Genomic DNA, 24046 nt, shown 5'->3' with positions numbered 1-24046 from the left:
AGGTTGAAATATATCAATTAGCTCAGACTGCTGATTTTCATTTGAAGCACGTCACGCTGTACTGAATCCTTGTCCAGAAGATTCAATGCCTGCTGATAAGCTGCCATAGCTTCGGTATTTTTCTTTTGTGCCTGCAGCACATCGCCCTTAGTTTCCAAAAGAATAGGCTTAAACTGAGCCACTACTTTTACATCCAGAGCCTGTAATGCTTCGTTATATTTACCCTGCTGCAAATAAACGGTAGCCAGCCTCTGAGCAACGATTGTCTGCAATAAGTCATCTTTCTGTCTGTCCTTCACCCATTGCAAATGACGGATTGCTTCATCATATTTATGTTCATCAAAAGCAGATCCGGCCATCATCAGTGTGGCCTGAGTGGCATTCATGGTATCCGGATATTTTTCCTGTAGCTGCATCAGAGCTTTTTTACTTTCAGCCATATTATTTGCATTGGCCTGAGTCACAAAAGTTTCAAATACAGCAGCTGCTTTTTCATTATTATTGCGAATATGCCCCTGATAAAGCACATAACCCAGATAGGCCAGTGCAAGCAAAATCAAAACTGCAAAAATCCATCGACCCCAACGCTGCCAAAAGTACTTAAAATTCGCAACTTCCTGTTCATCCTGAATATGTACAACCATTATGCATTCTTCCATTGTTGGATTAACTGTAAAACTGCATTTGCAGCAACAGTCTGTTGTTCATGAGTACGCAGATTTTTTACTGTCAGCGTATTGTTTACCATTTCTTCCTGCGCCACAATTACAGCAAAAGCTGCCCCACTGGCATCGGCTTTTTTCAGCTGCGCTTTTAAACTTTGATCACCACAATGCAGGTAAACACTCAATCCAGCCGCGCGTAATATTGTTGCATTCTGCATTGCTGTCAAACTACTACCTTCACCCTGATGCATAACATATATATCAGGAGCAGCATTAACCTTCAATTTTCCGAATTCCTGCACAAGTAATAATAAACGCTCAATTCCCAGTGCAAAACCAATTGCCGGTGCCGGTTTACCTCCTAGCTCTTCAATAAGGCCATTATATCGGCCACCACCACACACCGTAGCCTGTGATCCGAGCTTATCCGTTGTCCATTCAAACACTGTCAGATTATAGTAATCCAACCCCCTCACCAGACGTGGGTTTTCAACATAATGGATACCCAGACCATCTAACATACTTTTCAGAGTATTATAATGTGCCAATGACTCATCGCCCAAGTAATCAGTCAAGCGTGGGGCGGCATTGGCCATTGCCTGTAAGTCAGGATTTTTAGTATCCAATACCCGTAGGGGATTAGTATGCATTCGCCGCCGGCTATCTTCATCTAGAATAGCTTCATGCTGTTGCAGATATGCAATTAAAGCTGTGCGATGTGCCGCCCGCTCCTGCTGATTACCCAAAGTATTGAGCTCTAAAGTCAGATGCTCTCGAATGCCCAGGCGTTCCCACAAATTGGCACTCATAGCGATTAGCTCAGCATCCACATCAGGTCCGTCAAATCCAAGTGCTTCAACTCCAACCTGATGAAACTGACGATAACGCCCTTTCTGCGGCCGTTCACGTCTAAACATCGGCCCCATATACCATAACTTTTGCGGGTTATTATAAAGTAAATTGTGCTCTACTACGGCGCGTAAACAGGAGGCTGTACCTTCAGGCCTCAGGCTCAAACTTAATTTATCGTTTGAATCGGCAAAAGTGTACATTTCCTTGCCAACCACATCAGTCTCTTCGCCGATAGAACGCACAAATAAACCGGTTTGTTCCACCATCGGCGTCCGAATCTGGCTATAGCCAAAACTGCGCGTCCATAATGCTACTACATCTTCAAATGCCTGCCAGAGTGCTGCTGTTAGCTTGAAATCTTTTTGCACTACTGGTAACAAATCATTCATGCCTTTAACGGCCTGGATTTTCTTACCCATAATATTTTATTTTTATCCCTATGAAACAATACAGCCTGTCACAGCTTGAAGGTCTGTTTATTGTAAAGCGGCAATCGGAATAACTTTAGCTGGCTCTCTTTTTTTACCCTGACTGCCATAATTAGTATGGATGTATTCTTCGACTAATGCCAGAAACTCTTCAGCCATATGCTCACCTTTTAGAGTGGTTTTCCGTTCACCGTCTATATATACAGGAGCCACAGGCGTTTCACCAGTACCGGGTAATGAAATACCGATATCAGCCAGCTTACTTTCACCTGGTCCATTCACAACACATCCCATTACTGCCACATTCAAGTTTTCTACACCAGGATATTGCAAACGCCACACCGGCATTTTTTCACGCAAATATTGCTGAATATCACGTGCCAGCTCCTGAAAAACAGTACTAGTGGTTCTTCCACAACCTGGGCAAGCTGTTACCAATGGTGTAAACGAACGGATACCCATAGTCTGCAAAATTTCCTGAGCCACAACGACTTCCTGCGTCCTAGCACTTCCAGGTTCGGGCGTTAATGAAACTCGAATCGTATCACCAATGCCCTGTTGCAAAAGAATAGATAATGCAGCAGTGGAAGCAACGATACCTTTACTGCCCATTCCCGCTTCAGTAAGACCCAAATGTAATGGATATAGACAGCGGGCAGCTAGATTATGATAAACCTCAATCAAATCCTGCACATTTGATACTTTACAAGATAAAATAATTCGGTCTGAAGGCAATCCCAGACTTTCAGCCTTTTGTGCTGAATCAAGAGCTGAAACAATTAAAGCTTCTTTCATTACAGCTTCAGCAGGCTGAGGAGCAGGTAAAGCCAAATTGGCATCCATCATTCGTTTGGCCAAAGCCTGATCTAATGACCCCCAGTTCACTCCGATACGAACCACCTTATCATTTTCAGCTGCAGTGTGAATCATAAAGGCAAATTTTTCATCGCCTTTAACCCCTTTGCCTACATTTCCCGGGTTAATGCGGTATTTTGCTAGTGCCCGAGCACAATCTGGATAATCTTTGAGTAAGCGATCACCATTAAAATGAAAATCCCCTACTAACGGTACATTACAGCCCATATCATTCAGTCGCTGACGAATTTCAGCCACTTTAGCAGCAGCTTGGGGGGTATTTACCGTAATTCTAACCAGCTCAGAACCAGCATCAGCCAGCGCTTTCACCTGATTAGCCGTCAGTTCAGCATCAGCCGTATCAGTATTGGTCATAGACTGCACTCTCACCGGTGCGTCAGAACCAATTACAACTTGTTCAATTTTTACCTGATAAGTTTTCCTGCGTACTCCGGACAACGTCATTTCAATTACCACCTACCATAACTACAGCAGTTCTTTTTTTATTTTGAGGAATAATAACATCTTTGCCAGCAAACTTGATGCTGGCCCCGGGTGTATAACCAATAATAACTTTATAAGGAGCACTGCCGCTAAATTGTTGAGTGCTCCCTGCATCGACAACCTGACTGATTAATACTTTGCCATTTTTGTCACTCACTTGTAACCATGATTTATTTTCAAGCTTGATCAGCAACGCCTCTGAATCAGCAGCAACAGGCTCTGATGCATTAGTTTTGGTATTAGCTTCCTGAAGCTGACTGGCGCTGATTACTGTAGTCGATGCAGTACTGCTGACTTGTTCACTTGCAGGCATCGGTACCACACGAATATTACTAGCTGCAATATCACTAATGGACGCAGTTTGCGCAGAAACTTCCTGACTGGCTGTAGCAGCCTGTTTGGCATTTTCAGATGTTGATTTACTTTGCCACGCATATACCACCGCACCAATGATAATCAGCACCAGCAATGCTATAAGCCAACGTGGAAAATGGCGACGTTGTGGTTTATCTTGAAAATCTAATTCTGAAGATAACACTTTGCTACTGTCTGATGTGGAATAGCGTTGTCCGGATGGAAAAATCTGCTGCAAATATTGCTTAAATTCTGACTCATCCAGCTCCAGCAAGCGTGCATAGGAACTCAAAAAACCTTTAATGAATACCGCTTCCGGCAAACCTTTATAACTGCCACTTTCCATTGCCTCAATCTGTCTGGCTGGTAATTTTAAACGCTCTGCAACCTCACCAACAGATAAGCCTTTTTGCTTTCTTGCCTGGGATAATAATGCTCCCAAAGTGACAGCGGCATTCGGGCTGGAATCGAGATTTTTGGTTTGCTCATTCATTAGAATTTTCCTGTAGAAACCTGCTCTAATTCAGCAGAATAAGGGAAATTATTACGCAATTGTGCTTCATATTCATAAGCCGCTTGCATATTACCAAGAGATTTTTCAATTCTCCATCCAAGTAACAAATCATCAGCAGATAAACTATTTACCTGACTTTGATATTGTTTAAACAGATAATTGGCTTCTGAAACACTACCTGATTGCAAATCATTACGAGCCATTTCTTTCTTAGCAGCAATAAAATTAGGATTAGCTGCCAAAGCTCGCTCAAAATAACTGTTTGCCAGCTGATACTGTCCCATCCGACTACTACAGATTCCTTTATTAAACTGAGCAACTTCCGGTGTAGGATAAGTCGGATCTGATAAAGCCTTATCAAAATATGAAATGGATGCATTTGGCTTCTTAAGAACATCACAAACAAACCAGCCGAAATTATTATTAACTTCAGCACTGTCTGGAGCCAAAGAAAGCGCTCGCTGAAAACTTTCTTCTGCCTTAGCCGGCTCTTTCAAATACTGCCAGATTTGCGCACGAATTAACCAAGCATCAAGGGAGCTACTATTATTTTTTATAGCTTCATCAATGGATTCTACAGCCTGTCTATAATTTTTATTTCTTAGATATTCTACTGCCAGCTGGGTTTTAATTTGAGCTACCTCGCGTGCTCGCTGAGCAGCAGTTGGCTTTTTATCCAGAGTTTGAGTAGCACAAGCTGATAAAATTACAGTCATCAGTAAAATTGATCCAAGTTTTTTTTTCATCAAATTACCCCTGTACAAGCTGCCATTTTTGTTGACGCCGAGTTTTATCTTTTACTTTGCCAGCAAGCTGACCACATGCTGCATCAATATCATCACCACGAGTTTTTCTGACTGTAACAACAAAACCTGCTTCCAGTAATATTTCTCTAAAAACACGGATGCGCTCGTTAGTAGATCTTTCAAAACCAGAATTAATGAATGGATTAAACGGAATCAGATTGAATTTACAAGGCACATCTTTAACCAGCTCAATCAATTCGCGTGCGTGTTGAGGTTCATCATTGACACCCTTTAACATGATATATTCAAAAGTAATAAAATCACGTGGAGCTTTAGCCAAATACCGCTGACATGCTGCCATTAATTGGCTAAGCGGATATTTTTTATTCAATGGTATCAAATGATCTCGAACCTCATCATTTGAAGCATGCAATGAAATAGCAAGAGCAACAGGCATCACATCCTTCAATCGATCCATTTGTGGCACCATGCCCGACGTAGACACTGTCACACGGCGACGGGACAAGCCATACCCATGATCATCAAGCATTATACTCAGCGCTGTAACTACATTTTCAAAGTTTGCTAAAGGTTCGCCCATCCCCATCATTACCACATTGGAAATCACTCTTTCATCCTTAGGTGTCACACCAAGCGCTTTATTTGCCCACCAAAGCTGACCGATAATTTCTGCAGTAGTGAGGTTACGATTAAAACCCTGTCGGCCTGTTGAACAAAATAAGCATTCTAAAGCACAACCAACCTGTGAAGAAATACATAAAGTTCCCCTACTATCTTCAGGAATAAAAACTGTTTCCACACCATTGCCTGTACCTACGTCTAACAACCATTTACAAGTACCATCTGCAGATTTTTGCTCTGCCAAAAGCTCAGGCACTTTAATTTCTGCCTTATCCAATAATTTATGGCGTAATGATTTGGCCAGATCAGTCATATCTGTAAAATCAGCTACACCCCCTGGGTGCATCCAACGCATAACCTGCTTGGCACGAAATGGCTTTTCTCCCATCTGAGCAAAGTGGGCAGTTAAGCCGGGTAAGTCAAAATTTAGCAAATTGGTTTTCATCTGGAAAATACAAATAAATTACGTAACAAATGCTACAAAACAAACTAATCTAAAACATTATGCTGATAATACAAATTTATTCAACAATTTATACAATTCTTTAATTTTTACCAGACAAAAAATGCCATACTTTTTTTAGTGTTTTCTCAGTTTTTTTCTTTTGAACTATCACATTAAACAAACGACGATAATGATTAGGCGGACAAGTTAAGACTTCAGTAGCATGCCAACCATCAGCAGTATTTTTGAAAAGGAAACTGCTGTTATCACGTATATCAAAGCCTTCCACACTTTCAAAATCACTAATATCTGGGTTAGTTTTGGCTGTTTTTTTACCACTGAGAGCCAATATTGAACCACCCCATTCTATTTCCCAGTCTGCTGAAGTATTAAAATAAAAAATATGTGTTCCGATTTTGTCAAAACTATCACAATGTGGTGAAACTTCAGAACCTGTTTCACCAACATGCCACGCATACCGAATCTCATATTCATCGAGATTTAAATACCGTCTTAGAAACTCCTGATATGGTTCAAAAGTTTGTACCTCCCGAACAAACTCTTGCCAAACTTCAGGTAATTGTTCTATTTTGGTAACGCCTGGTCCAGACTGGTCATTTTTATGATATATAGATTTCTCAAAAGCCAGATAATAACGGTTATGCGGTCGCTGACCACTTTTTCCACGTGGTCTGTTAACATGTTTTTCAAACAACTCAAGACTTGGAAAATTATTATATAAATTATTAAATGCTTCTGGTAACAAAATTTCCTTAAATAGATGATTCGGAAATGGTTTTGTTTCGTTAAATGTTTGTACAGAAAGTGATTTTAAAGCTGGTAAATTAAAAAAATCAGACATCTCATTTCTCCAGTTAACATATATAGTTACAAATTAGTCCACCTCTATAGGTGGACTAATTCAATTCATATACAAACTATTTTAACGCGTGCACAATTCATCGGCAGCAAAAAAATATGCAATTTCTGTAGCTGCATTTTCAAGGCTATCAGAGCCATGCACAGCATTAGCATCGATTGAATCAGCAAAATCAGCTCGAATAGTTCCGGCTGCTGCTTCTTTCGGATTAGTTGCACCCATGAGCTCACGATTTTTAGCGACCGCACCTTCTCCTTCCAGTACCTGGATCATCACCGGACCACTAATCATAAAATTCACCAGTTCACCAAAAAAAGGACGTTCTTTGTGTACAGCATAAAAACCTTCTGCCTCAGCTTTAGACAAATGTTTCATTTTTGCAGCGATAATTTTCAAACCATTATTTTCGAATCGGCTGTAAATCTGTCCAATAACGTTTTTTGCAACTGCATCAGGTTTAACAATAGATAAAGTACGTTCGATAGCCATGTTTGTTTCCATTATATTCAAAATAATAAAAATACATATTTTTAGGCGCAAAGAATGCGTAAGAGTGTTTATGTCATTTTAACAAATTTCCGCTTTATTTAATATCTTTTCCTAAATATACGGTTTCTTTATCTAAAGTTAGATGAGGCAAGTTTAAATATTCTTCAGACTGCATTTCTGTCAGACGGCTGGCCGTTCGGGTAAATTCATTAGCAAAGTCACCTTCCGTATATATATTATCTATAGGCACATCACAACTGGCACAGAGTTTGATTCGATAATCATACAATACATCAATAAGCCAAGTGAGACGACGGGCTTCTGCCATCTGAGCAGGCCCCATCTTCGGTATAGCAGATAAAATCAGTACACGAAATTTTTGCGCCAGCTCCAGATAATCATTCTGCGAGCGCGGTCCACAGCATAACGTTTCAAAATCAAACCAAATTGTTGAATCAGATATTGCTTTATAGGACAGTTTCCGGCCCAATATTTCAATATCTCCGCCAGTGATTGGCTGCTGACCATTTATTTTATGAAAAATATCCCCTAGTTTTTTTTCGCTAGCTGTATCTGCCGGTATGTAAAATATATCAGCAGGCTTGAGCGATCGCATGCGATAATCTTCACCACCATCTACATTTAGAATTGTCAGTTCTTTTTCAATCAATGCAATAGTTGGTAAAAAACTGGAACGGTTTTGCCCCTGATAATAAAGATCTGCTGGAGCATAATTGGATGTAGCCACCATAACCACGCCTTGCTCAAACAGGCCTTCCAACAAGCGTCCGAGAATCATTGCATCAGCGATATCACTGACATGAAATTCATCAAAGCATAATACCCTAACCTCACGAGCAATATCCTCTGCCACCGCATGTAATGGATTGGCCTGACTATGATGCTCTTTCAGACGTTGCTGCACTTCTGCCATAAACGCGTGAAAATGGACTCGGCGTTTACGCCGATAAGGTAAGCAACCAAAAAACACATCCATTAAAAAGCTTTTACCACGTCCAACACCTCCATACATATATAATCCTTTGGGTGCCCGAGGTGAACGTAAGCTGCGTCCTAAAAATCGATTACGCTTGCGTTTAAACATCATTAACTCTGTCCAGAGCCTGTCAAGTTGTTTAATAGCCCGCAACTGAGCGGCATCATGTATAAATCCAGGTTTCTGCTCTGCAGCCTGATACCAAGACAGAGGACTTTGATTATTAAATTCGGGAGCAACAAAGACGGATGTGGTCATATTGTTTGTTTTCTTCTGAGGAAAGAGCGTATAAGGCAAAAGTTAAAAGACGTAACCATAGCACACTCATTAAAGCTTCGACCACCCAAAAATAAAAATACGCCGCAGAAACTGCGGCGTTAACGTCTATCTCAAATAAAAAAGTATTACTTGTCCGCAGACAGTAGCGCTTTGTCTACGCGTTCACGTAATTCCTTGCCAGGTTTGAAGTGAGGTACATATTTTTCAGGTACCGAAACTTTTTCACCCGTTTTAGGATTACGACCAATGCGAGCTGGACGATGGTTCAGATCAAAGCTACCAAATCCGCGAATTTCGATTCGCTGGCCTTTTGCCAAAGCACGAGTCATTGTATCAACGAGAATCTTGATACTTTGTTCGACATCCTTAGCATTTAAAATGGTACTATCATTATTAACAGTATATAACTCCGCCAAGCGAATCATTAACTCCGACTTCGTCATAACCGCTTATTCGCTTTCACCAGATAATTTAGCTTTTAACAAATCACCCAGACTGGTGGTACCAGCTGAGGCATTGTTAGCTGATAATGAACGCAGAGCAGCAGTATTTTCCTGTGCATCTTTCGCTTTGATAGACAAATTGATGTTGCGGTTTTTACGATCTACTGTAGTAATCACAGCTTCAACATCATCGCCCTCTTTCAAAACATTGCGAATGTCTTCAACGCGATCATTAGAAACTTCTGATGCACGCAGATAGCCTTCAACATCATCTGCCAATGCAATGACAGCGCCTTTAGCATCCAGTGATTTTACTTTACCGGTTACAATGCTGCCTTTGTCATTTACGCTAACATAGTTGCTGAACGGATCACCTGCCAGTTGTTTCACACCCAGAGAAATACGTTCTTTATCTACATCGATAGCCAGAACCACGGCTTCAACTTCTTCACCTTTCTTGAACTGGCGTACGGCTTCTTCACCGCCATCAGTCCATGAAAGATCAGACAGGTGCACTAGACCATCGATACCACCAGGCAAGCCGACAAATACACCGAAGTCAGTAATAGATTTTACTACCCCTTTGATTTTATCGCCTTTTTCATGATTGGATTCGAATTCCTGCCATGGATTAGCCTGACACTGCTTCATACCTAGGGAAATGCGACGACGATCTTCATCAATTTCAAGAATCATCACTTCGACTTCATCACCCATCTGAACGACTTTACTTGGATGAACATTCTTATTCGTCCAGTCCATTTCAGAAACGTGTACCAGACCTTCAATACCCTGCTCGATTTCCACAAATGCACCGTAGTCAGTAAGGTTAGTTACCTTACCAAATAGGCGAGTACCTTGCGGATAGCGACGAGCCAGACCATTCCACGGATCTTCACCCAGCTGTTTCAGACCCAGAGATACACGGCTGCGTTCCTGATCGAATTTAAGTACTTTGGCTTCAACTTCCTGACCAACTTCCAGCACTTCACTTGGGTGCTTAACTCGGCGCCAAGCCAAATCAGTGATGTGCAACAGACCATCAATACCGCCCAAGTCAACGAATGCACCGTAGTCAGTGATATTTTTCACAATACCTTTTACTACAGAACCTTCTTTCAGATTTTCCAGCAGTGCTTTACGTTCTTCACCAAGTGTTTCTTCCAATACAGCACGGCGTGAAACAACAACGTTGTTGCGACGTTTATCCAGCTTAATTACTTTGAATTCAATTTCTTTACCTTCAAAGTGAGAAGTATCTTTAACCGGACGAACATCTACCAGCGAACCAGGCAGGAAAGCACGGATGCTGTTGATCATTACAGTCAGGCCGCCTTTGACTTTACCGTTAATTACGCCAGACAGAATTTCACCATTTTCCATGGCTTCTTCCAGCTTAATCCAGTCTGCCGCACGCTTAGCTTTTTCACGTGAAAGTTTGGTTTCACCAAAACCATTTTCCACAGATTCAATGGTTACAGTGACAAAATCGCCAACTTTAACCTCAATCTCGCCCGCTGCATTCTTGAATTCGCTCACATCAATCAGAGATTCTGATTTCAGACCGGCATTCACAGTGACGAAATTATTGTCTATGGCAACAACTTCTGCGGTGATGACTTCGCCGGGATTCATCTCTTGCAAGGTGAAACTTTCTTCCAGCAACTGGGCAAAATTTTCCATAGTCATATATATATGTTCTCAAACAAGTATCGCCAGGGGATACGAAAGTTAGTTAATCAAAACCGGCACACCCTGACTGTGCCAGCAATACTATTAATTTAATTGCGACCAATATAATAAATACATACACCAGTGCAAAATATAAATATGTAAAACAATTATTTGATACAGTACTAGAATGCTCTTGTATTGGCGAACACACTTAGCACTGTGTACAAAATCCGAGAATTATACCTTATTTTTAGATTTTTCGATACCAATCAAGTACTTTTTCTACACTTTCTTCAATAGTAAGTAGAGATGTATCAAGAATTTTGGCATCACAAGCAGGTTTAAGCGGAGCCACTAATCGGGTGCGGTCTGTCTGATCACGTTTTTCGATATCAGCCAGTATCTGCTGATATTCGATACCATTATTGGCAATTCCAAACTGCAAGGCACGCCGTTGTGCTCGTACCGTAGCACTGGCTGTAAGAAATATTTTCAGTTCAGCCTGAGGAAATACGACTGTAGCCATATCTCTGCCATCTGCCACCAATCCTTTGGAAGTCAGAAAACTGCGCTGACGTTGCAATAATGCGTCTCGCACTGCCGGTAAAGCAGCAACTGCGGAGGCTCCCATACCAATATCCTCGGCACGAATCTCTGCTGTTACATCCTTACTATCAAGCAAAATACATTTATTGTGGAAAATTACAGGTAGATTCTTTGCCAACACTGCAACACCTGATTCATCCTGCCAATTAATATGCTGTTGCCGAGCATAGAGTGCAGTCAACCGGTACAAAGCTCCAGAATCCAAATAATCTCTATTGAGAACATTTGCTACTCTTGCTGCCACAGTCCCTTTTCCAGATGCACTTGGACCATCAATTGCAATTACTTTCAAACGTGGCTCAAGTTGTTTCGCCACCATATTCTTCCTTTATTAAGTACATCTTTTATATATTGTACAAAATTTTTTCAATGACCAGTATCTTCGAGATAACTGATAATCAAAAATGCCCAATCACACCCAATGTACTTTAACCACTGTTAAAGATTTCTAGTCTAGTTCAAACCTTTAGCATAATGTTTGAAAGCAGTTATTGGCATCTATATATTCTAATTTTAGATTTATCAATGTGCTTCAACTTGTTTTAAGGATTTCTTCATCTGTAAAATGGTACGCCACTGCATTACAGCAGATACAGTGAATAAAGCAAGCATAAAAGGGCATTCATACAATTCTTCCAACAAGTCATCATAAGCAGAATTGAAAAGAATAAACTGTGAAACCCAACGACCACGTTCAATGGCATCAGCAAGTAGAAAACCCGCCGCAGCCAGCAAAAAATTCCAAACAGGAAAAGGTTGCTGGTAATAATAAACAATTCCTTCACGTAAACGAGGCCAAACCAGCATCAAGATTAACCCGAGAATTAATATTGCCGCTATTGTGTGATATACCGCGTGTTCATACCCGGGAAATGTCTGCCTGCCCCAATTCTGGTCACGTCCTAGCAACAAAAGCCACCATAATGATGCCCATAACCAAAACGCTTTTTTCTTACCGGACAACCCACTGCAAATAGTTGAAAAAAAAGTAAATAAGAAACAAAAAAGCAGAAACAGCGTTTGCCCTTCTTCAACTTTGGAAACAAAATCAGGAGGAATGTGCAATTGCTGCGCGAAAGGCACACTCAATATCATGATTAACCAAAGTGTACTGAGTTTGGACCAGTGCCAATCAAATTTAAATTTCATACTAACTGACTTTTATTTTAAGATACTAACAAGTCTAATATTATACCTAATCTAACTAATACTTACTGGTTTTATATTTAACCACTTATTATGCATTTTCATGTTTAACTTTGCCTAAATCCATTCTTTTTTAGCATATCCGCCCGCACAATTAACTGATAAACTTGCAAACTAATCTTGAAAATTTATTAATAACTGAATGAATACACTGCATTTAACATCCAGCACTTGTCATGCCTCTACCATTAACTTACCCGGTTCGAAAAGCATCAGCAACCGAACTTTGCTTCTGGCGGCTCTAGCGGACAATACAAGCGAAATATATGATGTGCTGGATTCTGACGATACTCTACATATGCTAAATGCATTGAAAATATTGGGTGTTAAAATTGAGCAGCTACCCACTGCAGAAAAAGAATCAGGGTTGAATCTGCGAATATACGGATGTAATGGTAAGTTTTCACAACAGCAAGCAGAATTATTTCTGGGGAATGCAGGCACTGCTTTTAGACCCTTAACTGCTGTACTAGCAATTTTGGGTGGGGAGTACTATTTACACGGTGTAGCACGTATGCATGAACGCCCAATTGGTGACTTGGTCGATGCGTTAAAAACAGCCGGCGCAATTATTGAATATAAAGGAAAAACAGGTTATCCACCGTTACAAATATATCCAGCCCAAACTCCGACCAATCATCTCCTCAGTATCAAAGGTAATGTCTCCAGTCAATTTTTGACAGCATTACTGATGGCTTTACCCTTAACCGGACAAGCTTATACCATAAAAGTAGTAGGTGAATTAATTTCAAAACCCTATATCGCTATCACTCTTAAATTGTTGCAACAATTCGGAGTACAAATAACCCATAAAAATTTTCAGATATTTCAGCTACCGGCAGGTCAACATTACCATGCTCAAGAAAAATTATTTGTTGAAGGTGATGCATCAAGTGCTTCCTATTTCCTCGCAGCCGGACTTTTATCTGGCCAACCCATACGCGTAAATGGCATAGATGCCAATAGTATTCAAGGAGATATAGCTTTTGTACATGAACTTGAAAAAATCGGAGCACGTGTTAGCTGGGGAAACCAATTTATAGAAATATCCCGTTCACCTGAGCAAGAAATCTTACCATTTGACATTGATGCCAACCATATTCCAGATGCAGCCATGACTTTAGCCATCATTGCACTGGCCTGTAAAAATACCTGTCGCATTCGAAATATTGCCAGTTGGCGTGTTAAAGAAACTGATCGCATTTCAGCCATGGCAACAGAATTGCGCAAACTTGGTGCTAAAATAATTGAAACTGAAGACAGTATCAGCATTACACCACCAACTACATTACAATCCGATATACATATCAGTACCTATGATGATCATCGCATAGCAATGTGCTTTTCATTAGTTAGTCTTTTGGGAACGTCGGTCTATATCGATGATCCTCAGTGCGTTAATAAAACCTTTCCCAATTATTTCAAAATTTTTGCCAGCATGTGCACACCTGTTTAAAATCTAAATTTTATCTTGTCTGTTTCGATTAACTTTGGCATTAAGCCAATATTGCTATAATTTAATTTTTTATTCAGCCATGCTACAAACAGACCAACTTTCCGGTGCAAAACCACAGCGGGTTATCAGCCCACAAACTGTCTCCGCTCAGGAAGAGCAGCTGGAGCGTGCATTACGGCCGCGCGCATTAACAGACTATATCGGCCAGCACAAAGCTAAAGAACAGCTTTCTATCTTTATACAGGCGGCCAAAATACGAAAAGAGGCACTGGATCACACCCTTTTATTTGGCCCACCCGGTTTGGGCAAGACTACTCTTGCTCATATCATTGCCCATGAGCTTGGCGTAAGTTTGCGCCAGACATCAGGCCCTGTGCTGGAACGCGCAGGCGATCTCGCTGCCATTCTGACTAATCTCGAGCCACACGATGTTCTTTTTATAGATGAAATTCATCGCTTAAATCCTGTAGTAGAAGAAATACTGTATCCCGCACTGGAAGACTACCAATTAGACATCATGATTGGTGAAGGGCCGGCAGCACGTTCAGTGAAAATAGACTTGCCTCCTTTCACACTGGTAGGTGCCACCACGCGTGCAGGGATGCTTACAAATCCATTGCGCGATCGTTTCGGTATCGTTTCTCGTCTAGAGTTTTACAATAATAATGACTTAACAACAATTGTGACCCGTTCTGCACAGCTATTACAACTTCATATCGACAATACAGGTGCAGCTGAAATTGCCAGACGCAGCCGTGGCACACCTCGCATTGCTAATCGCCTGTTGCGCCGCGTACGCGATTATGCCGAAGTAAAACATGAAGGAAAAATCAATGCAGAAATTGCAGATGCTGCGTTAAAAATGCTGGATATCGATCAATCTGGTCTTGATGTAATGGATTGCAAATATCTTGAAGCGATTCTCTATAAATTTTCTGGTGGACCAGTAGGTCTTGACAATATTGCAGCAGCAATCGGCGAATCAACCGATACCATAGAGGATGTAATAGAGCCCTATTTAATTCAGCAGGGTTTTTTACAACGTACACCTCGCGGACGCATGGCAACAGAACTTAGCTACAGCCATTTTGGCCTACCAGCTCCAACCAATAAAACCTGATTCCCAAAATACATTGCACGAATCAGCCATACCAGCATCAGACCTAACTCAGATTAACTGAGCACAATTATTCAGGAAAATACTCATGACTTCAAATCAGATAGATGCAAGCATATTCAAAGCCTATGATATCCGCGGTGTAGTTGATGTGTCTTTAAACAAAGATACAGCTGAACTGATTGGCCGCGCCATAGCCAAAGTAGCACTAAGCAAAGGCATCAGCCAGATTGCTCTTGGCCGTGACGGCCGGCTTTCAGGTCCAATACTGGCAGCTAGCTTGATTCAAGGCATCACTACCTCTGGTGTCAACGTGATTGATGTAGGAATGGTAGCTACACCCATGCTGTATTTTGCCGCAGTAGAGCATTGTCAGGGCAGCGGCATCATGATCACCGGAAGTCATAATCCACCAGATTATAATGGTTTCAAAATGATGCTAGCTGGCACCACGCTTGCCGGCGACGATATACAAACATTACGCACAATAATTGAGTCCGAACAACTTACTGCCAATGCAGAGCATAGTGGCAATGTAGTTCCTTTGCCTATAGCAAGAGAATACATTATTTACATAAGCAATCAGGTACAGCTTAAGCGCCCAATGAAAATCGTAATTGATGCGGGAAACGGCGTAGCCGGAGCCTATGCAGGTGACTTGTATCGTGCGCTTGGTTGTGAAGTGAAAGAATTATTCTGCGAAGTAGATGGCCATTTTCCTAATCATCATCCTGATCCTGCCAAGCCAGCTAACCTGCAGGATTTAATCCAAGCATTACACAGCAGCGACGCTGAAATAGGACTGGCTTTTGACGGAGATGGTGATCGTTTAGGTGTAGTCACCAAAGATGGCCAAATCATCTATCCAGACCGGCAACTAATGTTGTTCGCTGCTGATGTACTAACTCGAAACCCTAAAGCGAAAATCATCTATGATGTAAAATCAACCCGATTATTAAAACCGTGGATTGAACAACATGGTGGTGAAGCCATCATGAGTAAAACCGGACATAGCTTTATTAAAGCCGCTATCAAAGAACACGGTGCATTGCTTGCTGGTGAAATGAGTGGCCATGTATTTTTTAAAGAGCGCTGGTTAGGATTTGATGATGGCTTATACGCCGGTGCACGATTACTAGAAATATTATCCGATACAGAAGATCCATCCGCGGTTTTAAATGCCTTACCTGAAGGTATATCTACGCCTGAAATTAACATTGCCGTACCAGCCGGTCAATCAGGACATGAAATCATATCCAATCTGGCTAAAACAGCTGAGTTTAGCGGAGAATTAAAACGCATTACCATTGATGGATTAAGAATAGAGTTTGAAAACGGCTTCGGGCTAATGCGCGCATCTAACACCACACCTGTTTTAGTCCTGCGTTTTGAGGCTGATGATCAGCAAGCTCTGGACAGCATTATTGCTCAATTCAAAGCTATAATAGCGCAAAATCCTGATTTAGAATGGGCATAAACAAGTTTAAATTCCTATATATATAGATTGCCCGATTTTAAAAATACAGACGGCTACCATTTTGGTAGCCGTTTTGGGAATAGATAAAATATCTACAACACAGCAGAATCAATTAACCTTTTGCCTTACTGCCGGTTTCACGAACGAATATCGTCATAATAAAAGCTAGAATTAATCCGACTACAAACACGATATCAGCATTCTGGAAAACTTTCAGATTCAACTGACCTTCAGCCCCAGCCAAATGATCAATCAGTATGCTGAAAAGATTTGTCATAATCGCACTAATAACAAAAACGAAAAAGTTAATCACACCTGTAGCCGTACCCTTCACTTCATCAGGATTAACTTCTTTAATCATAGTATAAGGGATCATAGCAGCGCCTGAAGCAACCCCAAATAGAAAACCCATAATATAAGGGGGCATCGCATTAGGCAAATACACAATCAGACCACCGGTAATGCCCATAGCAATTATACTACCCATTACAACAGGTTTACGGCGTCCGATTACATCTGATAAATAGCCCAGAACTGGACAACCAACCACCCAGCCTAAAGGTACCATAGCCAAACGCAACGCCACATCACTACTGGCGCTCAGACCCTCTTGTAAAAACTGATTACCCCAGGCAATATTTCCCACATTAGTAGGCAAGAACATCATTGCTCCAATAAAGGCACAGATATACGATTGAGGGTTTTTCAGCACTACCAAATAAGGATGGCTGAGCCCAGTCCAGTCAATTTTTCCTTCCCGTGTACGTGGAGTAATGAACACTGAAGCAAAGAATATTACTGCCAGCACACCAGCGGCCACCATCCAGAACATCTGCCAGGTCAAAATCTGATTTTTTATAATTGGAGAGACTACAGCCTGCCCCATAAAACCGCCCAGCATACCAAAGCATTGTGTCATACCAACGGCAGTAGCCAGCCATTTTTTGGGAAAACCGCGTGTAGCTAAAAATACTGCACTGGTAAAAGCTAGCCCAGAACCCGCACCTTGAAGGAAACGTCCACTCTGAGCAGTAATTACTGTACCCGAGCAAAACAGCACACATCCAATAGCAACTAAAATAATACCCAATGAAGCTGTAAAACGTGGCCCAATTCGATCCAACAATACACCGGATACCAGCGCAAAAAAAGCATAAGAATAGAAATACAGGCCAATAATACCGGCCATTTCAACTTTACTTATTTCCAAAGTGGCAATTATTTCAGTCTGCATAATACTGGGTGCAGAACGCAATGCATATTGGACAAAATAGAAAATGGCACAGATTAACCAAGCTATCACAAATGTTTTATTTAATAGATTGGATTCTTTACCACTGGGAGGAGACACTGAGGCTCTTGATTCTTGATTCATAGCGCTCTCGCTTTCGTTTAATTACGAATGAAATATCACAAAATCATTCTAACAAAAGCCAGCATGCTTGAACAATAAAGTTAACTCATGAGCCAAAAAAGAAATAAAACGCTAAAATTACATTTATTTAAACAATAAAATTGAATATTAATTCAAATTAAACATTATCAGTAAAATAAAATGCCAATAAAATGATATTCCAAAAATATATTCGAATAGATTTAACATATATAATCATATTTAACTAAAATGCATTAATATGTTTACAATGTTTTTACACTTAATAGACAACTAAGATAGTATAATTTTTATTATAATTTTCGTAATTTTAAGGATATTAAAAATAAATAATCAAAGTTTTATAAATTTCTTAAATTTAATTGCTATCAAGGCAAATTATACAAAAAAACTATTTGATTAAAGCGAATATCAAATTATTTATTATCTACAGTATAAATAAATGACAAAAATTTAAAAATTGATTTCAATCTATTCTTGGCTTTGTTATGGCTAATCAATTTTTAGTTTAAGATATATCAATAAAAATCGCCGGCTAATTAAAGTCGAACAAATTTATGTCCTTGAATAATGCAGTTCTTATAAGTCAAATAAACAAACTTAAACCATTATTATCATTCAAGGACATAAATAAACAGCAAAAATTATCAACTACAGAGAAGCATTAATAAAAGCTTCTAATTGCCCTTTATTCAAGGCACCAACTTTAGTTGCGACAGTGGAGCCATTTTTAAAAATCATAAGAGTAGGAATACCACGAACTCCAAATTTTGCAGGCGTTTCCTGATTTTCATCTACATTTAGCTTTACAATTTTCAACTTCCCCTGATATTCGGCAGCCAAATCGTCCAATATCGGGGCAATCATTTTACATGGACCGCACCATGGTGCCCAAAAATCCAACAACACTGGGACATCTGACTGTAAAACTTCATTTGCAAAATTTCCATCGCCTATATGAACAATTAAATCACTACTCATTATGGTTTCCTTTATTATCACATTGTCTATATACCATATAGCCAATCGTCTATCATTGCAATAGATGAATTATACCCAAGGATGAATACAACTCTACACACGCATTAGTCCTCAAATATACTTTTGAAAATTATACTATTATTGTATTACATAGTAATCATTTTCAGAGCATTGGCTAGATCAGCCTTTAAATCCACCGCATGTTCTAGTCCAATCGATAAACGAATCAATCCAGGCTGAATAGCTGCATCTAGCTTAGCTTCAGGAGTCATGCGACCATGCGTAGTCGTCCATGGATGCGTCACAGTAGATTTTACATCTCCGAGATTACCCGTTTTACTAAACAACGTTAAAGCATCAATCACCTGCCATGCTGCCTGCTCTCCACCTTTTACTTCAAAAGCTACCACTATACCGCCACCCTGCTGCTGCTTGCGCACCAAAGCTTTTTGAGGATGATTTGCCAGCCCAGTGTAATGAACAGCCACTACTTGTGGTTGCGTAGACAGGAACTGAGCCACTTCTAATGCATTAGCACATTGTTTTTCCATGCGGACATATAATGTTTCCAATCCACTTAGCAACACCCACGCATTAAAAGGTGCCAGCACCTCCCCAGTAGTACGTACGTGCTGAAAAATTTCATTAATCAAGGCTTCACTGCCACAAATTACGCCACCCATCACTCGCCCGTGGCCATCAATTGCCTTAGTAGCAGATTGTACGGAAATATCAGCGCCCAGAGCCAAAGGTTGCTGTAATGCAGGAGAAAGAAAACTGTTATCCACCACCAGCAAAGCCTGATTAGTGTGCGCAATTTCTGCTAGTTTTCCAATATCAGCCAATTCATTTAGCGGATTAGATGGTGTTTCCACAAACAGCATACGCGTATTAGGGCGCATAGCTGCCTGCCATTCATCAGTATCAGTTTGGCTAACCAATGTTACTTCAATGCCAAAACGAGGCAGAATATTATTCAGTAAACCTATTGTGGTACCAAACAAACTTTTACTAGCAACCAGATGATCACCGGCTTTCAACAAAGCCAAAAAAACTGCGTTAATAGCAGCCATTCCTGTAGAAGCTGCCAAACCAGCTTCAGCCTGCTCCAGCTGAGCTACTCGTGCCTGAAAAGCGGCAACATTTGGATTATTGGTACGAGTATAGGTATAACCCGGTACTGAACCAGCAAATAGAGCCGCACCGGCCTCAGCACTATCAAACATAAAACTACTGGTTAAAAACAAAGCAGAATTATGCTCATTATATGTGGTTTGTTCCTTAGCACCCCTGATCGCAATAGTTTCTGGGTGCAGATGCAATGTAGACATAATAATTAAGTTAATCTATAAATATGAGTAAAGAATTGTGCCGTTTTTTTTTGGATTATGCAAATAACCAGCTAATCAGATTCAGGAATGTAGTATTCTTTGTACCAGACTTCCCACACCAGTATATACAGCTAAATTTCTAAACTTTGGAATACAGAATTCTCATATTCACGGTTATAGCTAGGCAAAAGGAAAAAATATGTACTTTGTAATATCACCTGCAAAAAAACTGAATGAAAAAAAAGAAAATTTAACCCGCAAACATACACAACCTGAGCTATTAACACAGGCCAGAAAATTAATACCAGTATTAAAACAGCTGGCTCCGCATGATATCGCCGAATTAATGGGTATTTCGGACAAACTTGCAGTGCAGAATGCCGAGCGTTTTAATGACTGGCAGCCTCCTTTTACTCTAGAAAATGCAAAACAAGCAGTCTATTTGTTTAATGGTGATGTTTATGAAGGCCTTGATGCCACTACATTATCCCCTGAAGCTTTAAATTATATACAACTACATCTAGGTATACTTTCCGGTTTGTATGGTTTATTAAAGCCTCTGGATCTAATTCAGCCTTATCGGCTGGAAATGGGCACCAAACTGGCAAATGAACACGGTAAGGATTTATATGCATTCTGGGGAAACACTATTACCCATACAGTAGAAAAAAATATGCAGGCTGCTCACGACAAAGTATTAATTAATCTGGCGTCACAGGAGTATTCCAAAGCCATTCAGCCATCAAAATTATCTGCACCTGTAATTACACCCGTTTTCAAAGACCAGAAAAACGGTACCTATAAAATAATCAGCTTTTATGCCAAGCGTGCACGTGGTTTATTTGTGCGCTATGCTGCCCAAAACGAACTGAGTGAACCAGAGCAACTTAAAAATTTCGATTGTGAAGGCTACTATTTCGACAAAGCATCATCTACAGATAAAGAATGGGTATTCCTACGGGATAAAATACATCACTTATAAAATTTAATTAAAAATAAAAATAATGATTTAGCAGATAACTGCAAATTATTAAGATAAAAAACTTGGCAAATGCGCATTTATCGTCTAATATGCGCATCTTCAAAGACGGAAGCGTGGCAGAGCGGTTTAATGCAACGGTCTTGAAAACCGTCGAGGGTTGATAGCCCTCCGTGAGTTCGAATCTCACCGCTTCCGCCAGATCATTAGAACGGATTGTCTACTAAAATCTATTAATTTATAATAATCAATTAGTTAGGCAATCTTTATCGACGCTTTGATTCTACACGAATATACTAAAAACTAATAAAATCTACCTCTAAAGTGTAGGTCGAATATGAAGCATCAATTGCACAAATTAACAGCACTGGCGGTCAGTAAAATGACCAAGCCAGGACTGCATAATGATGGTAGTGGGCTGTATTTACAGATCAAAATCAACGGCTCTGGCCATGTTCGCAGATCGTGGACTTTCGCTATAAATTCCAAAAAAAAGCCGATATGATGGGACTGGGGCCTTTACATACCATATCATTATCAGCGGCTAGAGAACAGGCAGCGCTTTGTCGAAAACTGTTGTTCGATGGTGTCAACCTCAGAGTGCACAGAGATCAAAAAAGAGCTGAAGATCAACTGGAACAGGCTAACCAAAAAACGTTTAAAGAATGTGCGACACAGTATATTGAGGATAATAAAGCGGGTTGGAAAATGCGAAACACACCAAGCAATGGTCTGCAACCCTTGAAACCTATGCCTACGGGATTATTGGTGATATGGTGGTTGCCCAAATAACCACGCATATGATTGTCGACGTCTTGTTGCCCATTTGGATCGAAAAAGCCTCAACCGCCAATCGCTTACGTGGTCGTATTGAAACGGTATTGGATTGGGCCAAGGTTATGGGGTATCGCAGCGGCGACAATCCCGCGATCTGGAAAGGCCACCTCGATAAAATCTTACCTGCGCGCTCCAAAGTAAAAAAAGTTGTGCATCATCCGGCAATGCCTTATAAAGAAATCCCTGAATTCTTCACCCAAACCAAGATACGGGATGGGGACTCTATTAGAGCTTTGGAATTTGCGATTTTGAATGCTTCACGTGCCAGTGAAATCTTAGCTGCCACATGACAAGAAATCAATTTTGAAGAAAAGCTTTGGATTATTTCAGCACATCGCATGAAATCAGCGCGTGAGCACCGTATACCTTTGACAGAGGAAGCGATCAAGCTGCTTCAAAGCCTGCCGGGTTATAAAATTCAAGAAGATATCAGAAAAGATATGTATATTTTTCCTTCAAAACAAAAAGGCAAATCACTCTCTAATATGTCGATGACAACGGTGTTAAGACGTATGAACAAAGGTCAATATACGCAACATGGCTTTAGGTCATCATTTCGAGACTGGGCAGCCGAGGTTGTACACTACCCACGCGAGGTGATAGAACATGCATTGGCACATAAACTGGCTGACGAGGTTGAGGCTGCCTACCAGCGCGGAGACTTACTGGAAAAACGCCGGCAACTCATGGCGGATTGGGCAAGCTATTGTTATCAGCAGCTTAAGCCTAACTAAGCTTTTTACCTATAAAAGCCACATATGGCAATTTTGTATTTTTTACTGTATTTATTGTGATCAAGCTCTATGCTCTAGCTACATCTTGTAAAAACTATTGCAAGAATGATTTAAGCAGAAAATTGAGGAACATGTTATGACACAGCAAATTGATACTACACAACCACGCAGTATTTTAAGATTACCAGAAGTCGAAAGACGCACGGGTTACAAACGAGCGCATATTTATAATTTAATTCGAGACAACAAATTCCCTAAAAACAAACGTATAGGTACCCGCACTGTGGGTTGGGATTCACAAGAGATAGACTTATGGGTTCAACAGCGATTAGAGCAAGACAATTAAATACACCTACGCGTTAATAAAGGGTGCAATGTTGTGACATGGTGCAGGCATGGCAGGTAAATTAAACCTATGGAAAAAGAATGTCTGCAAAATACCTCTAATCGCTGTTTCATTAAACAGCATTTCCTATTGATTAGAGTAATCCCCTAAAAAAACGTTTTTGAGGAGCCTAGGGGTATTTCTCTTATCTTAACAGGTAAAAATATAAAACAGATAACGCCATCACTTTTTGCAAAAGAATTTTACTCGTAAAATTTTATTGTCAAAAGTGACAAGACAGAGAATAAAGCGCGATAACAACACAAAATAGTCCCAATACATCTTAATGGCTGTTAGTGCACAATAGACTAAGAACCATATAAATATTTCATCCCAAAAAAGACTTGCTTCGGATTCCGAATAAAGCAACTGATACCGATTTCTTCACAAAAAAACAGACAGAAATTTCTGGGTAGAAATTTTTTTGCTAAAAGTGACCACCCAGATAATAAAGTGCCCTATCAACGCCAAATAATCCCAGTACACCTTAGTGGCTGTTAGTAAACAATAGACTAACAACAACCCACGCAATCTATACAATAAAAGACTGGCTTCGGAATCCGAAGAAAGCAATTGATACCGATTTCTTTACTAAGAAACAGATAGAAATTTCAGGGCTGAAATTTTTTTGCTAAAAGTGACAAACCACATGCTATCTGTCTACTCATGTTCACTGTTGTTCAGTTGTATTGTCTATAAAATGCAACCAAGGCCAATTTGTATTTATGCTTTTTTTAAGGAGTGTCTTGCGTTCAAATAAGCCTACCTACACTAAAG

Annotated in this window: 23 protein-coding genes, 1 tRNA gene and 1 pseudogene; 9 read left to right on the top strand and 16 right to left on the bottom strand. The window is 40.3% G+C overall.

Annotated elements, in window-relative coordinates:
• Positions 1–17: 17 nt before the first annotated feature.
• The 13 genes from J3U64_RS00170 to J3U64_RS00110 all read right to left on the bottom strand — a co-directional run bounded on the left by J3U64_RS00170 (position 18) and on the right by J3U64_RS00110 (position 12522).
• Entirely contained in the window at positions 18–644 is a 627-nt protein-coding gene (locus tag J3U64_RS00170) for a YfgM family protein (RefSeq protein ID WP_267390443.1), read from the bottom strand.
• Positions 644–1936, bottom strand: a complete 1293-nt coding sequence (gene hisS, locus J3U64_RS00165; RefSeq protein WP_267390444.1) for a histidine--tRNA ligase — start codon at positions 1934–1936, stop codon at positions 644–646. Before hisS ends, J3U64_RS00170 begins: the two co-directional genes overlap by 1 nt.
• Positions 1937–1993: 57 nt before the next feature.
• Positions 1994–3265, bottom strand: a complete 1272-nt coding sequence (gene ispG / locus J3U64_RS00160; RefSeq protein WP_267407895.1) for a flavodoxin-dependent (E)-4-hydroxy-3-methylbut-2-enyl-diphosphate synthase — start codon at positions 3263–3265, stop codon at positions 1994–1996.
• A 1-nt stretch (position 3266) separates the two neighbouring features.
• Positions 3267–4151, bottom strand: coding sequence for a RodZ domain-containing protein (locus J3U64_RS00155; protein WP_267407894.1), 885 nt, complete (start codon positions 4149–4151; stop codon positions 3267–3269).
• Entirely contained in the window at positions 4151–4918 is a 768-nt protein-coding gene (gene pilW / locus J3U64_RS00150; RefSeq protein WP_267390447.1) for a type IV pilus biogenesis/stability protein PilW, read from the bottom strand. Before pilW ends, J3U64_RS00155 begins: the two co-directional genes overlap by 1 nt.
• A gap of 4 nt (positions 4919–4922) precedes the next feature.
• Complete coding sequence (gene rlmN, locus J3U64_RS00145) at positions 4923–6005, bottom strand: 23S rRNA (adenine(2503)-C(2))-methyltransferase RlmN (RefSeq protein WP_267407893.1); 1083 nt, start codon at positions 6003–6005, stop codon at positions 4923–4925.
• A gap of 100 nt (positions 6006–6105) precedes the next feature.
• A complete protein-coding gene (locus J3U64_RS00140; protein ID WP_100152676.1) occupies positions 6106–6867 on the bottom strand; it encodes a hypothetical protein in 762 nt (253 codons plus the stop codon).
• 81 nt (positions 6868–6948) lie between these two features.
• Positions 6949–7374, bottom strand: a complete 426-nt coding sequence (ndk, locus tag J3U64_RS00135; protein WP_100152677.1) for a nucleoside-diphosphate kinase — start codon at positions 7372–7374, stop codon at positions 6949–6951.
• 94 nt (positions 7375–7468) lie between these two features.
• Positions 7469–8629 carry a cell division protein ZapE gene (zapE, locus tag J3U64_RS00130; RefSeq protein ID WP_267407892.1) on the bottom strand — a complete coding sequence of 387 codons (1161 nt, stop codon included), beginning with the start codon at positions 8627–8629 and terminating at the stop codon, positions 7469–7471.
• A gap of 146 nt (positions 8630–8775) precedes the next feature.
• Positions 8776–9093 (bottom strand): integration host factor subunit beta, encoded by a 318-nt coding sequence (locus tag J3U64_RS00125; protein WP_100140935.1) that lies wholly within the window; start codon positions 9091–9093, stop codon positions 8776–8778.
• Between the two features lie 6 nt (positions 9094–9099).
• Complete coding sequence (rpsA, locus tag J3U64_RS00120; RefSeq protein ID WP_267390452.1) at positions 9100–10782, bottom strand: 30S ribosomal protein S1; 1683 nt, start codon at positions 10780–10782, stop codon at positions 9100–9102.
• A gap of 235 nt (positions 10783–11017) precedes the next feature.
• Complete coding sequence (cmk, locus tag J3U64_RS00115) at positions 11018–11692, bottom strand: (d)CMP kinase (protein WP_267403417.1); 675 nt, start codon at positions 11690–11692, stop codon at positions 11018–11020.
• Positions 11693–11895: 203 nt separating this feature from the next.
• The gene (locus tag J3U64_RS00110) at positions 11896–12522 is read right to left on the bottom strand and encodes a hypothetical protein (protein WP_267407891.1); all 627 of its coding nucleotides are present in this window, start codon (positions 12520–12522) and stop codon (positions 11896–11898) included.
• Between the two features lie 199 nt (positions 12523–12721).
• Here J3U64_RS00110 and aroA point away from each other — a divergent pair, with 199 nt between their 5' ends.
• From aroA to J3U64_RS00095, 3 genes are all read left to right on the top strand, one after another.
• On the top strand, positions 12722–14035 hold the full coding sequence (gene aroA, locus J3U64_RS00105) for a 3-phosphoshikimate 1-carboxyvinyltransferase (RefSeq protein WP_267407890.1): 1314 nt from the start codon (positions 12722–12724) through the stop codon (positions 14033–14035).
• A 79-nt stretch (positions 14036–14114) separates the two neighbouring features.
• A complete protein-coding gene (gene ruvB / locus J3U64_RS00100; RefSeq protein ID WP_267407889.1) occupies positions 14115–15155 on the top strand; it encodes a Holliday junction branch migration DNA helicase RuvB in 1041 nt (346 codons plus the stop codon).
• An 85-nt stretch (positions 15156–15240) separates the two neighbouring features.
• Positions 15241–16629 (top strand): phosphomannomutase/phosphoglucomutase, encoded by a 1389-nt coding sequence (locus J3U64_RS00095; RefSeq protein ID WP_267407888.1) that lies wholly within the window; start codon positions 15241–15243, stop codon positions 16627–16629.
• A 112-nt stretch (positions 16630–16741) separates the two neighbouring features.
• Here J3U64_RS00095 and J3U64_RS00090 read toward each other — a convergent pair whose 3' ends face one another.
• From J3U64_RS00090 to J3U64_RS00080, 3 genes are all read right to left on the bottom strand, one after another.
• Positions 16742–17980, bottom strand: coding sequence for an MFS transporter (locus tag J3U64_RS00090; RefSeq protein ID WP_267390458.1), 1239 nt, complete (start codon positions 17978–17980; stop codon positions 16742–16744).
• 693 nt (positions 17981–18673) lie between these two features.
• Positions 18674–19003, bottom strand: coding sequence for a thioredoxin TrxA (gene trxA / locus J3U64_RS00085; protein ID WP_267407887.1), 330 nt, complete (start codon positions 19001–19003; stop codon positions 18674–18676).
• Positions 19004–19149: 146 nt separating this feature from the next.
• A complete protein-coding gene (locus tag J3U64_RS00080) occupies positions 19150–20334 on the bottom strand; it encodes an O-succinylhomoserine sulfhydrylase (protein ID WP_267407886.1) in 1185 nt (394 codons plus the stop codon).
• A gap of 199 nt (positions 20335–20533) precedes the next feature.
• Between J3U64_RS00080 and yaaA the strand changes: the two genes are divergently transcribed.
• The 6 genes and pseudogenes from yaaA to J3U64_RS00055 all read left to right on the top strand — a co-directional run bounded on the left by yaaA (position 20534) and on the right by J3U64_RS00055 (position 23230).
• Positions 20534–21316: a peroxide stress protein YaaA gene (yaaA, locus tag J3U64_RS00075; protein ID WP_267407885.1), complete on the top strand. Its 783-nt coding sequence runs from the start codon at positions 20534–20536 to the stop codon at positions 21314–21316.
• A 107-nt stretch (positions 21317–21423) separates the two neighbouring features.
• Positions 21424–21514, top strand: a tRNA-Ser gene (locus J3U64_RS00070).
• 252 nt (positions 21515–21766) lie between these two features.
• A pseudogene (locus tag J3U64_RS09960) lies at positions 21767–22105 on the top strand (integrase arm-type DNA-binding domain-containing protein); the annotation flags it as partial.
• Complete coding sequence (locus tag J3U64_RS00065) at positions 22015–22440, top strand: tyrosine-type recombinase/integrase (RefSeq protein ID WP_267407884.1); 426 nt, start codon at positions 22015–22017, stop codon at positions 22438–22440. The pseudogene J3U64_RS09960 and the gene J3U64_RS00065, both read left to right, overlap by 91 nt.
• A 6-nt stretch (positions 22441–22446) precedes the next feature.
• Entirely contained in the window at positions 22447–22884 is a 438-nt protein-coding gene (locus J3U64_RS00060) for a tyrosine-type recombinase/integrase (RefSeq protein WP_267408356.1), read from the top strand.
• Between the two features lie 136 nt (positions 22885–23020).
• On the top strand, positions 23021–23230 hold the full coding sequence (locus J3U64_RS00055; RefSeq protein ID WP_267407883.1) for an AlpA family transcriptional regulator: 210 nt from the start codon (positions 23021–23023) through the stop codon (positions 23228–23230).
• Positions 23231–24046 lie beyond the last annotated feature (816 nt).

Origin of the sequence: Snodgrassella sp. B3800, from assembly GCF_026535865.1 — a bacterium.
GTDB lineage: Bacteria > Pseudomonadota > Gammaproteobacteria > Burkholderiales > Neisseriaceae > Snodgrassella > Snodgrassella alvi_E.
Note: the sequence above shows the minus strand (reverse complement) of the source record. Positions and strands in the feature narration are given on the sequence as shown.

Bases quoted from the DNA above. Each gene is read 5' to 3' on its own strand.
- J3U64_RS00170 (WP_267390443.1), bottom strand. From the start codon at position 644: ATGGTTGTACATATTCAGGATGAACAGGAAGTTGCGAATTTTAAGTAC.
- hisS (WP_267390444.1), bottom strand. From the start codon at position 1,936: ATGGGTAAGAAAATCCAGGCCGTTAAAGGCATGAATGATTTGTTACCA.
- ispG (WP_267407895.1), bottom strand. From the start codon at position 3,265: ATGACGTTGTCCGGAGTACGCAGGAAAACTTATCAGGTAAAAATTGAA.
- J3U64_RS00155 (WP_267407894.1), bottom strand. From the start codon at position 4,151: ATGAATGAGCAAACCAAAAATCTCGATTCCAGCCCGAATGCCGCTGTC.
- pilW (WP_267390447.1), bottom strand. From the start codon at position 4,918: ATGAAAAAAAAACTTGGATCAATTTTACTGATGACTGTAATTTTATCA.
- rlmN (WP_267407893.1), bottom strand. From the start codon at position 6,005: ATGAAAACCAATTTGCTAAATTTTGACTTACCCGGCTTAACTGCCCAC.
- J3U64_RS00140 (WP_100152676.1), bottom strand. From the start codon at position 6,867: ATGTCTGATTTTTTTAATTTACCAGCTTTAAAATCACTTTCTGTACAA.
- ndk (WP_100152677.1), bottom strand. From the start codon at position 7,374: ATGGCTATCGAACGTACTTTATCTATTGTTAAACCTGATGCAGTTGCA.
- zapE (WP_267407892.1), bottom strand. From the start codon at position 8,629: ATGACCACATCCGTCTTTGTTGCTCCCGAATTTAATAATCAAAGTCCT.
- J3U64_RS00125 (WP_100140935.1), bottom strand. From the start codon at position 9,093: ATGACGAAGTCGGAGTTAATGATTCGCTTGGCGGAGTTATATACTGTT.
- rpsA (WP_267390452.1), bottom strand. From the start codon at position 10,782: ATGACTATGGAAAATTTTGCCCAGTTGCTGGAAGAAAGTTTCACCTTG.
- cmk (WP_267403417.1), bottom strand. From the start codon at position 11,692: ATGGTGGCGAAACAACTTGAGCCACGTTTGAAAGTAATTGCAATTGAT.
- J3U64_RS00110 (WP_267407891.1), bottom strand. From the start codon at position 12,522: ATGAAATTTAAATTTGATTGGCACTGGTCCAAACTCAGTACACTTTGG.
- aroA (WP_267407890.1), top strand. From the start codon at position 12,722: ATGAATACACTGCATTTAACATCCAGCACTTGTCATGCCTCTACCATT.
- ruvB (WP_267407889.1), top strand. From the start codon at position 14,115: ATGCTACAAACAGACCAACTTTCCGGTGCAAAACCACAGCGGGTTATC.
- J3U64_RS00095 (WP_267407888.1), top strand. From the start codon at position 15,241: ATGACTTCAAATCAGATAGATGCAAGCATATTCAAAGCCTATGATATC.
- trxA (WP_267407887.1), bottom strand. From the start codon at position 19,003: ATGAGTAGTGATTTAATTGTTCATATAGGCGATGGAAATTTTGCAAAT.
- J3U64_RS00080 (WP_267407886.1), bottom strand. From the start codon at position 20,334: ATGTCTACATTGCATCTGCACCCAGAAACTATTGCGATCAGGGGTGCT.
- yaaA (WP_267407885.1), top strand. From the start codon at position 20,534: ATGTACTTTGTAATATCACCTGCAAAAAAACTGAATGAAAAAAAAGAA.
- J3U64_RS00055 (WP_267407883.1), top strand. From the start codon at position 23,021: ATGACACAGCAAATTGATACTACACAACCACGCAGTATTTTAAGATTA.